This is a genomic window from Mycolicibacterium cosmeticum, from assembly GCF_000613185.1.
Taxonomy (GTDB): Bacteria; Actinomycetota; Actinomycetes; order Mycobacteriales; family Mycobacteriaceae; genus Mycobacterium; species Mycobacterium cosmeticum.
On sequence record NZ_CCBB010000003.1, the window covers coordinates 1,553,021 to 1,566,431 of the forward strand.

Genomic DNA, 13,411 nt, shown 5'->3' on the forward strand with positions numbered 1-13,411 from the left:
TCAGACCGCCGCGAGCGCGTCGGCCGTCGAGAGCGCCTGCGCCACCCCGGACACGATGGCGGCCAGCCGGATCGCCTCGAAGATGACGGTCCGGTCCACCCCGGCGTCGCGCAGCACGGTCTCGTGCGCGGCCAGGCAGTGCCCGCAACCGTTGATCGCCGAGACGGCCAGCGACCACAGCTCGAAATCCTCTTTGGCGACACCGGGATTGGCGATGATGTTCATCCGCAAGCCGGCGCGCAGATCGTCGTAGCGCCCGTCGAGCTGGCCCTTGGTGCGGTAGAACACGTTGTTCATGCCCATGATCGCCGCCGCGCCCAGCGCCGCATGGTAGGCCTCCTCGGACAGCACATCGAGCGCGTCCTCGGAGATCTCCCGCAGCAGCCGCTGCGATTTGGTGGCGGCGGCCGTCGCGACGAAGGCGCCCCACAGCTGCTGTTCGGACAGCTCGGTGCTGCGGGCGATGCTGCCGAGGTTGAGCTTGAGGTCCTTGGCGTACTCGGGCAGCGCCTCTTTGATGTTGTCGATACTCATGCGCGATCCCGCTCCGCTTCTCGCTCGATGCTCACGCTCAGACCGCCTCGGCCAGCAGCTCGCCGGCGTTGATGGTGGGGTCACCCTTACGCCAGTTGCAGGCGCACAGTTCGTCGGACTGCAGGGCGTCGAGCACCCGCAGGACCTCGTCGACATTGCGTCCGACCGAACCCGCCGTCACGGAGACGAACTGGACCTCGTTGTTCGGGTCGACGATGAAGGTGGCCCGGTCGGCCACCCCCTCGGAGTTCAGTACGCCTGTCGCGGTGGACAGTTCGCGCTTGAGGTCCGACAGCATCGGGAACGGCAGCTTCTTGAGGTCTTCGTGCTGGGCCCGCCACTGGAAGTGCACGAACTCGTTGTCCACCGACACCCCGAGCACCTGGGCGTCCCGATCGGCGAACTCGTCGTTCAGCTTGCCGAAGGCCGCGATCTCGGTGGGGCAGACGAAGGTGAAGTCCTTCGGCCAGAAGAACACGATCCGCCACTTGCCGGCATGGTCGGCGCTGGTGACCTTGGTGAAATAGTCGTCGGGCTGCTTGGCATCGACCTTGGACAGGTCGCCGCCGATGACGGCAGTGAGATCGTACGCGGGGAATTGATCACCGATGGTGAGCAACGGCATCTCGAACGCCTTTCTAAACTGGAACAATTCCAATGTTTACTGCTTCGATTCTGCGTGTTCGGCGGGCGCTCGACAACACCTCCCTCCGTGATTGTCGACACATACACAGGGTGAAACATCATGTGCAATAGCCCGTTTGGCGGTCGCGATGAGTTTCGGCGGCGGTGTGGGTCTGATCACCATGGGACACATCCAGATAGAACTGTTCGCCACTCTCGATCTCGTCGCGCAGGCACCGGGCGGCCCCGACGAGGACCCGGACGGGTTCGCCTTCGGCGGCTGGCAGGCGCCGCTGGTGGACGACGTCACCGGGGCGCAGATCGCCGCGGCCTACCAGGGTGTCGACGCGCTGCTCCTCGGCCGGCGCACCTACGACATCTTCGCCGCGTATTGGCCGCACCAGGATGACGCCTTCGGCACGCTGTTCAACCGCCTCCCCAAATACGTGGCCTCGCGCGGCACGCCCGAGCTGTCCTGGGCGGGGTCGACGCAGCTGGGCCCGGATCTGGTTGGCGCGGTCCGTGAGATCCGGGATCGGCACGACCGGGTGTGCGTCGTGGGCAGCCTCAACCTGGTGCAGACCCTGTTGCGTGAGAAGCTCTTCGATCGGTTGGATCTCTGGGTGCACCCGATCGTGCTGGGCGCCGGCAAGAAGGTGTTCGACGGCGGCGCAGTGCCCGCGAACCTCACCCTGCTACAGCCGCCGGCCGCCAGTCCGAAGGGCACCGTGCACCTGCGCTACGCGCTGGCCGACGGCATCCCCGAAACCGGGGATATGAGCGCCTAACTCGGGCCGTGCGGATCGGTGGGCAGCACCGGGATGGCGACCACCGGGAACAGCGCGCACACCGCGAACGCCGCCGGGTAGCCGAACACTCCGATCAGCGCGCCGAACAACGGTGCGGCGGCGGCGGATGCCAGGTGCTGACTGGTGTTCTGGGTGCCCAGCGCGCGGCCGCTCCAGAACGGGCCCGCGATCTCGGCGATCGCGGTGAAGGCCAACCCGTTGTCGGACACCGTGATCACCGAGGCGATCACCACCAGGGCGACGCTGACGGGGGAGTGCAGCCAGTCGGTGACGGCCAGCAGTGCCATCGACGCCGCGGCGCCCGCGGCGATGGTGCGGATCGGCCGCAGCCGCGACCCCGTCACGTCTGACCAACGCCCCGCGGCGATCCGTCCTGCGGCACCGAGGATCTGGGCGAGCGTCACCAACAGCCCCGCCGAGGCCGCCGACCATCCGCGGGTGGTCATCAACCACACCAGGGTGAACGTCCAGACCACCGACTGCGGCACCACCAGCAGCACCGAGACGGCGTGGATGCGCCACAGCACCGACGAGCCGCGGTAGGGGTTGGCCAGGTGCTCGTCGGGGGCCTCGGCGCGCGGCGGCCGCGGCGGGTCGATCACCCCGGCCAGGCACATGACCGCGGCCAGCGCGCACACGATCGCGGGGAACAGCAATGCCGTTGCGACACCGTGAGATTCGGCAAGCCGGGGAATGATCAGCGCGCCCAGCCCCACGCCCAGTGGTGTTGCGGTCTGCCGGATGCCCATCACCAGGCCGCGTTGTTCGGGCGGGAACCAGCCCACCACCAGTCGCCCGCTCGCGGAATTGCTGCTGGCCGCGGCCATTCCGCCGATCAACAGGAAGGCGCCGACCGCGACCAGGGACTGCACCGAGGCCGCGGCGAACGCGGCCGCCGCCGTGAGTGCCGAGCCCAGCGTCAGCACCAGGCGTTCGCCGAACCGGTCGACGACATAGCCCCACAGGATCAGCGTCGTCACCATGCCCAGGCTCGGCATCGCCGACAAGGTGCCCGCCCGCGCCAAATCCAGCCCGCGTTCGGTGTGCAAGGTCGGGATGAGGAATGCGGCCCCGTTGATGAAGACGTTGGCGCAGGTGGTCGCGGTGAGCGCGATCACCAGCATGGACCAGCGACGGGCGGTGCCGATAGTCGTGGTGGTCATACCGTCATGGTGTCACGTCGTTCCCATGATATTGAACGATTATCCCACAATATGAGAGACGTGGGAACTGTCATAGCCTGGACCGGTGAACCTGCGCAGACTGGCCGGCCTCGTGCTGGCGTTGGGGATCGCGGCCACCACACCGATCGCGCACGCGGCCCAGGCCGACTGGTCGGGCCTGGATGCCCGCAACTTCGGCGCCCCGATCCCGGCGCCCGGCAAGCTGATCGCGTCGGTGCCGCTGAACCCCGCCCTGAGTGTCCCGGACGCCGCGCGGGCCTTCCGGATCCTGTATTCTACAGTGGACCAACATGATTCACCGGCGGTTAGCACCGCGGCGGTATTCGTGCCCGCCGGCCGGGCGCCCGAGGGTGGCTGGCCGGTGATCGCCTGGGCGCACGGCACCGTCGGGCTCGGCGATGACTGCACACCGTCGGCGCTGCCGCGCAGCGAGCGCGACAACGAGTACCTGTCGCACTGGCTGGACCAGGGGTACGTGGTGGTGGGCTCCGACTATGCCGGGCTGGGCACGCCAGGGCTGATGAGCTACCTCAACAGCGTCTCGACCGCGCACAGCGTCGTCGAATCGGTGATCGCCGCGCACCAGCTGGACCTGCCGCTGTCGCCGAAGTGGGCGCTGGTGGGCCAATCACAGGGCGGCAGCGCCGCCGTCAACAGCGCCCGCTGGGCCACCGAATTCAGCCGCGGCGCCGGGCTGGACTACCGCGGGGTGGTGGCCACCGGCACCCCGTTCAATGTGGAATCGATCGTCAAACAGGCCGGGCCCGACATGACGCTGCCCCCGAACGTGGGCCCGGCCGCCAACAGTTACACCGCCTACATCCTGGCCGGGTTTCGGGACGCCCGCCCCGATCTCGGTGTCGACGGCGTGCTGACCCCGGCCGGGCGCAGCGCCGTGCAACAAGCCGAGACGCTGTGCAAGCCGGCGTTGGACAAGGCCCTGGCCGGCATGACGCCGAGCGGGTTCTTCCGGGCGCCGCTGGCATCGCTGCCCGGGCTGGCCGACGCGCTGGACGCCTACCTGGGCACGCCCACCGACGGGTATGACCGGCCGATCTTCCTCGGCGTGGGACTGCGTGACCGCGACGTGCCGCCGACGCTGTCCATCGCGCTCGACGAACGGCTGCGGGCCAGCGGCCAGGACGTGACGCTGAAGGTCTATCCCGACCAGGACCACTCGGGCACGGTGCTGGCGTCGATGGCGGACTCCACCCCTTTTCTGGCGGCGCAGTTCGCTCACTAGGCTGGACCAATGCGTCTTGGTCGAATCGCCAGTCCCGACGGTGTCGCCTTCGTAGTCATCGAAGGCGACCCGAACTCCGATGCGGTGTGCCGTGAGATCGCCGAGCAGTATCTGTCGCGCAACCCCACTTTCACCGGCCGCAGCTGGCCGCTGGCCGATGTGCGGCTGCTCGCGCCGATCCTGGCCAGCAAGGTGGTCTGCATGGGCAAGAACTACGCCGCGCATGCCCGCGAGATGGGCGGCGAACCGCCCGAGGATCCGGTGATCTTCCTCAAGCCCAACACCGCCATCATCGGCCCCAACGTGCCCATCCAGCTGCCCGCCGACGCCCACCCGGTGCACCACGAGGGCGAGCTGGTCGCCGTCATCGAACGGCCGTGCAAGGACGTGCCCGCGGCGAAGGCCGCCGACTACATCCTCGGCTACACCATCGCCAACGACGTCTCGGCGCGCGATCAGCAGAAGAAGGACGGCCAGTGGATGCGGGCCAAGGGGCACGACACCTTCTGCCCGGTGGGCCCGTGGATCGAGACCGCCGTCGACCCGTCCGGGCTGGACCTGCGCACCGAAGTCAACGGGCAGGTGCGTCAGGACAGCAACACCGCGCTGTTGCTGCACGACGTCGGGGCGATCGTGGAATGGGTGTCGGCCGTGATGACGCTGCTGCCCGGCGACCTGATCCTCACCGGAACCCCAGAGGGTGTCGGCCCCATCGAGGACGGCGACACCGTGAGCATCACCGTCGAGGGCATCGGCACCCTCACCAATCCCGTTGTGCGTAAAGGAAAATAGACGATGGCTGTGCGCGTACGTTTCTGTCCGTCCCCGACCGGCCACCCGCACGTCGGCCTGGTGCGCACCGCGCTGTTCAACTGGGCCTACGCCCGGCACACCGGCGGCACCTTCGTGTTCCGCATCGAGGACACCGACGCCGCCCGCGACAGCCAGGAGAGCTACGACGCGATCCTGGACGCGCTGCGCTGGCTCGGGCTGAACTGGGACGAGGGCGTTGAGGTCGGTGGGCCGCACGGCCCATACCGCCAGTCGCAGCGCGCCGACATCTACCGCGACGTGATCGCCCAACTGCTGGCCGCCGGCGAGGTGTACGAGGCGTACTCCACCCCCGAAGAGGTGGAGGCCCGGCACATCGCGGCGGGCCGCAACCCGAAACTGGGCTATGACAACTTCGACCGCGACCTGACCGACGAGCAGCGGGCGGAGTTCGCGGCGCAGGGGCGTAAACCCGTGCTGCGGTTGCGGATGCCCGATGAGGACCTCTCCTGGACCGACCTGGTTCGCGGACCGGTGAGCTTTCCGGCCGGCTCGGTCCCGGATTTCGCGATCACCCGGGCCAGCGGAGATCCGCTGTACACCTTGGTCAATCCTGTCGACGACGCGCTGATGAGAATCACCCATGTGTTGCGCGGTGAGGACATCATGCCGTCCACTCCGCGCCAGATCGCGCTCTACCGTGCGCTGATCCGGATCGGAATCGCCGAGTGGGTCCCCGAATTCGCCCATCTGCCAAGCGTTCTGGGGGAGGGCAACAAGAAGCTGTCCAAGCGCGACCCGCAGTCGAACCTGTTCCTGCACCGCGATCGCGGGTTCATCCCGGAGGGGTTGCTCAACTACCTGGCCCTGCTCGGCTGGGGTATCGCCGACGATCACGACGTCTTCGGGCTCGACGAGATGGTCGCCGCCTTCGATGTCGTCGACGTCAACTCCAACCCGGCGCGTTTCGACCAGAAGAAGGCCGACGCCATCAACGCCGAGCACATCCGCGCGCTCACGCCGCAGGACTTCACCGCCCGCCTCGATGCCTACCTGGGCGCGCACGGGCACGACACCACCCTGGACGACGCCGCCTTCGCGGAGGCGGCCGCGCTGATCCAGACCCGCATCGTGGTGCTCGGCGACGCGTGGGAGCTGTTGAAGTTCTTCAACGACGACGCCTATGTGCTCGACGACAAGGCGGCCGCCAAGGAACTCGGCCCGGACTCCGCGCCCGTCCTGGACGCCGCCCTGACGGCCCTGCAGGGCCTGGCCGAGTGGACCGCCCCGGCCATCGAGACCGCGCTCAAGGCGGCCCTGCTGGACGGTCTTGAGCTCAAGCCGAGGAAGGCGTTCGGACCGATCCGCGTCGCCGTCACCGGTGCGACGGTGAGCCCGCCGCTGTTCGAATCGATGGAACTGCTGGGCGCCGAGCGCAGTCTGGCCAGGTTGCGAGCGGTGCGGGCCGGGGCAGACCGGCCCTAGGCGGGCCGGTGTGAAAAGCACTCCGAAATCTTTGGTAGTCTGCTCGTCGGCCCGGAAAGCGCGGGTGGGCGGACCCCCACCACGTGATTCGGACCGAAAATGCCTGTGACCTGCGGTGATAGGCAGCCCTTGGGGTATGGTGTAATTGGCAACACAGCTGATTCTGGTTCAGCCATTCTAGGTTCGAGTCCTGGTACCCCAGCCAATGCAGTACGGTCCGGCGATTAGGTCAGCACCCGCTCGTCAGCTATGCTTTCCCTCCGGATCACGTTCTAGCCCCCGTCGTCTAGCGGCCTAGGACGCCGCCCTCTCACGGCGGTAGCGTGGGTTCGAATCCCATCGGGGGTACAACGGGAAAGTCCCGGGACTGCGAAGTCCCGGGACTTTCGTCGTATCGGGGGTCAGAGGAATCCGATGGGCTTGCGGCCCGCCCCGACCGACGGCTCGGGATCCGAATTCAGTGTCCCGCTCAGCAGCTCGTAATAGATGTCACGAAAATCGGTCGTGGTCTTCAGGTCGCCGTCGTCCAGGTCGGTGAGGCTGGGCTCGTCCCCGTAGAAGCCACCCTTGACCCGCGGGCCGGCGATGAACACCGGGCCCGAGGTGCCGTGGTCGGTGCCCTGGGACGCATTGGCCCCCACCCGCCGGCCGAACTCGGAGTAGACCATCACCACCACATTGCGGCCGTGTGCGGTGCGTCCCATCTGGCGCAGGAACGGGGCCAGCGCATCGTCGAGAGCCTTGAGCAGCCGCTGGTGCTCGCCCCGCTCGTCGGCGTGGGTGTCGAAGCCGCCGAGGGTCACCATGTACACCCGCGTCGGGACACCGGCCTTCACACACTGGGCCACCAGGTCCAGGTCCTCGGCCAGCTGCCGGCCCGCGGTGATGGTCGGATCGGGCAGCGGTTTGTCGGTGAACGCACTGAACGCCGAATCGGTTGTCTTGTAGGCCTGGTAGTTGCTGCGGACCGCGGCCATCGCCGGTGAGTCCCGGGGATCGGGTGAGCTGAGCGCGTCCAGGGTCTCGGCCACGTCATCGGGGACCTGCGGGATGCTCACGGAAAGGCCTGCGGCGACGTGCTTCTCGCCGACGGCCAGCGGTGGCAGCACCGACCCCACGTTGACCGCGCGCAGCGGATCGTCGCCACTGCTGTCCAGCCAGCGTCCGATCCAGCCCGAGGACGCGGGTGCGGTCGGCGAGGCGGTCTGCCAGATGTCCATGGAGCGGAAGTGGCTGCGGTCCTGTTTCGGATAGCCCACGCCGCGGACGATCGCCAGCTGGTTGTCCGCCCAGATGTCCTTGAGCCCGGCCAGCGCCGGGTTCAGCCCCAGCCGGCCGTCGAGGTCGAGCACCTCGTGCGGTGCGAACGCCAGATCGCGGCGCGCGTCGTGATAGGCGTTGTCGGTGACCGGGATCACGGTGTTGATCCCGTCGTTGCCGCCGTAGAGGGTGAGGATCACCAGGATGCCGGCGTCGGTGGCCAGTGGGCGCTGCTGCCCGTGGTGCAGCAGCTGGGGAAGCGTGACGGCCGCGCCCGACAGCAGACCCGCGGCCCCCACACTGGCGATCAGGAAATTGCGTCGGTTCATCTGGGGCATGGGTGTATCTCGCTAGGACGTCAGGTATTCGGGGGTGTTGACCGCGGCGATGACCAGCCGGACCGGATTGCCGGCCAGCGGTTTGAGGGCGGCGGCCGTGCTGTCCGACCAGGCGCCGATGCCGAGGAGGTATCCGGCCGCGTCGACGCGATCGGCCACGCCGGCGTCCTGCACGACCGAGATGTCGCCCACCGGGACGAATTTGTTGGCCGCCCATACGCGCGCGGCCGTGCTGGTGGTGGACAACCAGGCCCGGCCGCGGGGCCAGCCGCCGACATCGTAGGGATAGAAGGGGCGTTGGCCCATCACGGTCAGCACCGCACTGCAGCCGGCGATGGTGTCGGGGCCGTCCAGCGGGACCGCGAGCGCGCGGACGACACCCATCAACCATTCGACCGGCGGAGTCACCATGCTGCCCGCCGCGGCGGTGAAGGCCGGGTCGAGGAAGATGGCTTTGGTCAGTGCCTTCAGATTCCGGTCGGGTCCGTACGCGGCGACCAACCGGGTGAGGGTGTCCGGCGTCGCGGGGGAATCCGAGGCCAGCAGCCGCCACAACTTTCCGGCGATGAAACCCGCCGAGCCGGGCTGGCCCAGCACGATATCGCAGAACGCCCTGTCGTCGTGGTTACCGGTGACACCGAGCACCGTCTTGGGTGAGGTGTCGTGATTCTCCGGTGCGACGATCGTCGTCGCGCCCGGTGCGACATACCGTCCGGTCAGTGCCCTGGCGCCTTCGCGGACGTCGGTTTCGGTGTAACCGTTGTTGTGCCCCAACGTGAACAGCTCCATGAATTCGCGGGACAGGTTCTCGTTCGGGGCCGCCTTGGTGTTGCGCACGGCGTCGAGCCACTGCGCCATCGCGGCGTCGGTCAGCATCGCGTAGGCGAGCACCCGGAAGTCGCCGAGGGCCAAGGTGCGCAACTTCTGATTCTGGGCGGCCATCAGCTCGGCGGCCACCACCTTCTCCGCCGACGTGGCGAAGTGGTTGTGCCACACCAACGTCAATTTCTCGTGGACGGGCTGCTGCACGGCGGCCATCCGGCGCAGCCACCAGGCCGAGAGTTCCTGCATTTGCCCGTACAGCCCGCTGATGAACTGGGTACGGACCTGCTGGTTGGCGTTGTCCGGCGGCAGCGGCGGTGTGACCGGGGCCGGCATCGGGGTGGCGACCGCCCCCGGGTCGGCGTCCGGATTCATGTTCAGCGCCTTGTCCAGATAGACCGACCAGTCCTGGCCCACCACGGCATCCACCTGGCGGCCGGACGTGCCGAAGCCCGCCCTCCGCAACATCCGCGCGGTGGCGAGCCATTGGGGGGACTGCGTCGCCGTGGTTCCTCCTCCGGGCCGACGTGTCGGCCGATTCACCCAGAAGGATAGAGCCATTTGCTGTGTTTGCTAGGCCCAGTCGCGGAACTGGCCGCATCTGCGCGGTCGCGGCTCACAGTCTGCGGGTCAGCGCCTCGGATGCGGCCAGCAGATCGGCGGCCCAGCGGGCTCCGGGGCGGCGCCCCATCCGGTCGATCGGTCCGGACACCGACACCGCGGCGATCACCGTGCCGCGGGCGTCGCGCACCGGCGCCGACACACTGGCCACCCCGGGTTCGCGTTCGGCGGCGCTCTGCGCCCATCCGCGTTTGCGGACCTCGGCCAGCGTGCGTTCGGTGAATTTCGCCGACGGCAGCACCGCCTGTTGGGTGGCCGCATCGCTGAACGCCAGCAGGACTTTGGCTCCGGATCCGGCGGTCATCGGCAACCGGGTGCCGACCGGGACGGTGTCGCGCAGTCCGGCGGGCGGTTCCAGCGCGGCCACACACACCCGGGCGGTGCCCTCCCGCCGGTACAGCTGCACGCTCTCGCCGGTGATTTCGCGCAGCCGTGGCAGGATCGCCGCACCGGCGGCCACGAGGGGATCGTTGACGTGGCCGGCGAGTTCGGTCAGCGCGGGGCCCAGCCGCCAGCGGCCCTCCGGGTCGCGGGCCAGCAGCCGGTGCACTTCCAGCCCGGCGGCGAGCCGGTGCGCGGTGGCCCGCGGAAGCCCGGTCCGTTCGCACAGTTCGGCCAGACCGCAGGGCGATTCGGCCACCGTGTGCAGGACACCCACGGCTTTGTCGAGGACGCCGATGCCGCTATCCTGTCTCATAGGGAGATACTAGCGTTCCGTATCGTGAGATTGCCAGCCCGTCACGTCCGGACGCCCCGACACGAATCGAGACAGTCATGGAGCAAAGCCAGAAGCCGAAGACCCTGGCCGAAAAGGTGTGGGACGACCACGTTGTGGTGCGCGGCGGGGGTGCCGGGGCCACCAAGGAACCCGACCTCATCTATATCGATCTGCATCTGGTGCACGAGGTCACCAGCCCGCAGGCGTTCGACGGTCTGCGGCTGGCCGGTCGGCCGGTGCGCCGGCCCGATCTGACGATCGCCACCGAGGACCACAACGTGCCGACCATCGACATCGACAAGCCGATCGCCGATCCGGTGTCGCGCACTCAGGTGGAGACGCTGCGGCGCAACTGCGAGGAATTCGGTATCCGCTTGCATCCGATGGGCGATGCCGAGCAGGGCATCGTGCACATCATCGGTCCGCAGCTGGGTCTGACCCAGCCGGGCATGACGGTGGTGTGCGGGGACAGCCACACCTCCACCCACGGCGCATTCGGGGCGATCGCCATGGGTATCGGCACCTCCGAGGTCGAACATGTGCTGGCCACCCAGACGCTTCCGCTCAAGCCGTTCAAAACCATGGCGGTCAATGTCGACGGTGTGCTGCCCCCCGGCGTCAGCGCCAAGGACATCATCCTGGCGGTCATCGCCAAGATCGGTACCGGCGGCGGGCAGGGGCACGTCATCGAATACCGGGGCAGTGCCATCGAATCGCTGTCGATGGAGGGCCGCATGACGATCTGCAACATGAGCATCGAGGCCGGCGCCCGGGCCGGGATGGTGGCTCCCGACGAGACCACCTACGAATTCCTCAAGGGCCGGCCGCACGCGCCGACCGGTGCCGACTGGGACGCGGCGGTGGCGGCCTGGAGCCGGTTACGCACCGACGAGGGCGCCGAATTCGACACCGAGGTGTACATCGACGCCGCCACGCTGAGCCCGTTCGTCACGTGGGGCACCAATCCCGGGCAGGGCGTGCCGTTGTCGGCGAACGTGCCCGACCCGGAATTGATGGCGGGTGACGACGAGCGCCAGGCCGCGGAAAAGGCATTGGCATATATGGACCTTCGAGCGGGTACCCCGATGCGGGACATCGCCGTGGACGCGGTGTTCGTCGGGTCGTGCACCAACGGCCGCATCGAGGACCTGCGGGTGGTGGCCGAGATCCTCGACGGCCGCAAGGTCGCCGACGGCGTCCGGATGCTCGTCGTCCCCGGCTCGATGCGGGTGCGTGCGCAGGCCGAATCCGAAGGCCTGGGGGAGATCTTCACCGCCGCGGGGGCCGAGTGGCGGCAGGCCGGGTGCTCGATGTGTCTGGGGATGAACCCGGATCAGCTGGCGCCGGGGGAGCGCTGCGCCTCGACGTCCAACCGGAATTTCGAAGGCCGTCAGGGCAAGGGCGGGCGCACCCATCTGGTGTCGCCGGCCGTCGCCGCCGCCACCGCGGTGCGCGGCACGCTGTCCTCGCCCGCCGATCTGGCCCCCGCACCGACCCGCTAGAAGGAGACCCTGATGCAAGCTTTCACCACTCACACCGGGATCGGCGTCCCGCTGCGGCGGTCCAATGTGGACACCGATCAGATCATTCCGGCGGTGTATCTGAAGCGGGTCACCCGAACCGGTTTCGAGGACGGATTATTCGCCGCCTGGCGGACCGATCCGTCCTTCATCCTCAATCTGGCGCCCTTCGACAAAGGGTCGGTATTGGTCGCCGGCCCCGATTTCGGCACCGGATCCTCCCGCGAACACGCCGTGTGGGCCCTCATGGATTACGGCTTCCGGGTCGTCATCTCGCCCCGATTCGCCGATATCTTCCGGGGCAATGCGGGCAAGGCGGGCCTGTTGGCGGCGGAAGTCACACATGACGATGTGGAACTGCTGTGGAAGTTGATCGAGCAGAATCCGGGTCTGGAAATCACTGTGAATCTTCAAGATCGGAATATCACCGCTGGAACGGTCATGGTGCCGTTCAAGATTGACGACTACACCGCCTGGCGGCTGCTCGAAGGACTCGACGATATAGGCCTTACGCTGCGGAAACAGGACGAAATCACGGCTTTCGAGCAGCGCCGTCCGAGCTTCAAGCCGACCACTTTGCCGGCCTGATTTCGGGCCTTCCGGGGGCCCAAATCCCGCCCGGCAACCACATTCTCGGACGGCCGTACCACCGCCCAAGTGGGGCAACCGAATCCAAAAAAGTTCCTCAGCTATGCCTGAAACTGCGCGTGGCTCTTGGAAATCTGCAGCACATGGGTTTACCGTGTCCTCTAGTCGGTCCAAAGTGGACCACTGACTTCGGAGGGTTTGGATGAACAAAGCAGAGCTCATCGACGCACTCACAGCCAAGTTGGACACCGATCGTCGACAGGCTACTGCGGCGGTTGAGAACATCGTCGACACGATTGTGCGGGCTGTGCACAAGGGCGAGAGCGTCACCATCACCGGCTTCGGTGTCTTCGAGCAGCGTCGTCGCGCCGCTCGCGTTGCGCGCAACCCGCGCACCGGTGAGACCGTCAAGGTGAAGCCGACCTCGGTGCCGGCATTCCGTCCCGGTGCTCAGTTCAAGGCGGTTGTTTCTGGCGCGCAAAAGCTCCCGGCCGATGGTCCGGCCGTGAAGCGTGGTGTGGCCGCCGCCCCGGCAAAGCGCACCGCCGCCAAGAAGGCCGCCCCGGCCAAGAAGGCTCCGGCCAAGAAGGCTCCGGCCACCAAGGCCGCCGCCAAGAAGGCCCCGGCCACCAAGGCTCCGGCCAAGAAGGCCCCGGCCAAGAAGACCGTTGCGACCAAGGCCGCACCGGCGAAGAAGGCTCCGGCCAAGAAGGCCCCGGCCACCAAGGCCCCGGCCAAGAAGGTTGTCGCCAAGGCTCCGGCCAAGAAGGTCGCCGCGAAGGCTCCCGCCAAGAAGGCCGCCACCAAGGCTCCTGCCAAGAAGGCTCCGGCCAAGAAGGCAGCGCCCGTCAAGCGCGGTCGCAAGTAGAACACCCCGATATCGACACGAATACG

13 protein-coding genes and 2 tRNA genes are annotated in these 13,411 nt (G+C 67.8%); 9 read left to right on the forward strand and 6 right to left on the reverse strand.

Features of this window, described 5'->3' with window-relative positions; genetic code table 11:
• Positions 1 to 534 (reverse strand): alkyl hydroperoxide reductase AhpD, encoded by a 534-nt coding sequence (gene ahpD, locus BN977_RS26685; RefSeq protein ID WP_024450458.1) that lies wholly within the window; start codon positions 532 to 534, stop codon positions 1 to 3.
• Positions 535 to 571: 37 nt separating this feature from the next.
• Positions 572 to 1,159: a peroxiredoxin gene (locus BN977_RS26690; protein WP_036402811.1), complete on the reverse strand. Its 588-nt coding sequence runs from the start codon at positions 1,157 to 1,159 to the stop codon at positions 572 to 574.
• 181 nt (positions 1,160 to 1,340) lie between these two features.
• On the opposite strand from BN977_RS26690, the gene BN977_RS26695 reads away from it, so the two are divergent.
• Positions 1,341 to 1,946, forward strand: coding sequence for a dihydrofolate reductase family protein (locus tag BN977_RS26695; RefSeq protein ID WP_036404525.1), 606 nt, complete (start codon positions 1,341 to 1,343; stop codon positions 1,944 to 1,946).
• Here BN977_RS26695 and BN977_RS26700 read toward each other — a convergent pair.
• Positions 1,943 to 3,130 (reverse strand): MFS transporter, encoded by a 1,188-nt coding sequence (locus BN977_RS26700; protein WP_036402814.1) that lies wholly within the window; start codon positions 3,128 to 3,130, stop codon positions 1,943 to 1,945. The genes BN977_RS26695 and BN977_RS26700 overlap by 4 nt on opposite strands.
• An 85-nt stretch (positions 3,131 to 3,215) precedes the next feature.
• On the opposite strand from BN977_RS26700, the gene BN977_RS26705 reads away from it, so the two are divergent.
• The 5 genes from BN977_RS26705 to BN977_RS26725 all read left to right on the forward strand — a co-directional run bounded on the left by BN977_RS26705 (position 3,216) and on the right by BN977_RS26725 (position 6,998).
• Positions 3,216 to 4,394 (forward strand): alpha/beta hydrolase, encoded by a 1,179-nt coding sequence (locus tag BN977_RS26705; protein ID WP_051561929.1) that lies wholly within the window; start codon positions 3,216 to 3,218, stop codon positions 4,392 to 4,394.
• Positions 4,395 to 4,403: 9 nt separating this feature from the next.
• Entirely contained in the window at positions 4,404 to 5,186 is a 783-nt protein-coding gene (locus BN977_RS26710) for a fumarylacetoacetate hydrolase family protein (RefSeq protein ID WP_024450453.1), read from the forward strand.
• A 3-nt stretch (positions 5,187 to 5,189) separates the two neighbouring features.
• A complete protein-coding gene (gene gltX / locus BN977_RS26715; protein WP_036402815.1) occupies positions 5,190 to 6,650 on the forward strand; it encodes a glutamate--tRNA ligase in 1,461 nt (486 codons plus the stop codon).
• A 130-nt stretch (positions 6,651 to 6,780) separates the two neighbouring features.
• A tRNA-Gln gene (locus tag BN977_RS26720) sits at positions 6,781 to 6,855 on the forward strand.
• A gap of 70 nt (positions 6,856 to 6,925) precedes the next feature.
• A tRNA-Glu gene (locus BN977_RS26725) sits at positions 6,926 to 6,998 on the forward strand.
• A gap of 53 nt (positions 6,999 to 7,051) precedes the next feature.
• Here BN977_RS26725 and BN977_RS26730 read toward each other — a convergent pair.
• The 3 genes from BN977_RS26730 to BN977_RS26740 all read right to left on the reverse strand — a co-directional run bounded on the left by BN977_RS26730 (position 7,052) and on the right by BN977_RS26740 (position 10,388).
• Positions 7,052 to 8,248, reverse strand: a complete 1,197-nt coding sequence (locus tag BN977_RS26730) for a DUF1501 domain-containing protein (RefSeq protein ID WP_024450451.1) — start codon at positions 8,246 to 8,248, stop codon at positions 7,052 to 7,054.
• Positions 8,249 to 8,260: 12 nt separating this feature from the next.
• A complete protein-coding gene (locus tag BN977_RS26735) occupies positions 8,261 to 9,538 on the reverse strand; it encodes a DUF1800 domain-containing protein (RefSeq protein ID WP_051561931.1) in 1,278 nt (425 codons plus the stop codon).
• Positions 9,539 to 9,686: 148 nt separating this feature from the next.
• A complete protein-coding gene (locus tag BN977_RS26740) occupies positions 9,687 to 10,388 on the reverse strand; it encodes an IclR family transcriptional regulator (RefSeq protein WP_024450449.1) in 702 nt (233 codons plus the stop codon).
• Between the two features lie 77 nt (positions 10,389 to 10,465).
• Between BN977_RS26740 and leuC the strand changes: the two genes are divergently transcribed.
• The 3 genes from leuC (at position 10,466) to BN977_RS26755 (ending at position 13,385) form a co-directional block, all read left to right on the forward strand.
• Entirely contained in the window at positions 10,466 to 11,911 is a 1,446-nt protein-coding gene (gene leuC / locus BN977_RS26745; RefSeq protein WP_024450448.1) for a 3-isopropylmalate dehydratase large subunit, read from the forward strand.
• A 12-nt stretch (positions 11,912 to 11,923) separates the two neighbouring features.
• Entirely contained in the window at positions 11,924 to 12,517 is a 594-nt protein-coding gene (gene leuD, locus BN977_RS26750) for a 3-isopropylmalate dehydratase small subunit (RefSeq protein ID WP_024450447.1), read from the forward strand.
• A gap of 202 nt (positions 12,518 to 12,719) precedes the next feature.
• Positions 12,720 to 13,385 (forward strand): HU family DNA-binding protein, encoded by a 666-nt coding sequence (locus BN977_RS26755; RefSeq protein ID WP_036402820.1) that lies wholly within the window; start codon positions 12,720 to 12,722, stop codon positions 13,383 to 13,385.
• Positions 13,386 to 13,411: the final 26 nt, after the last annotated feature.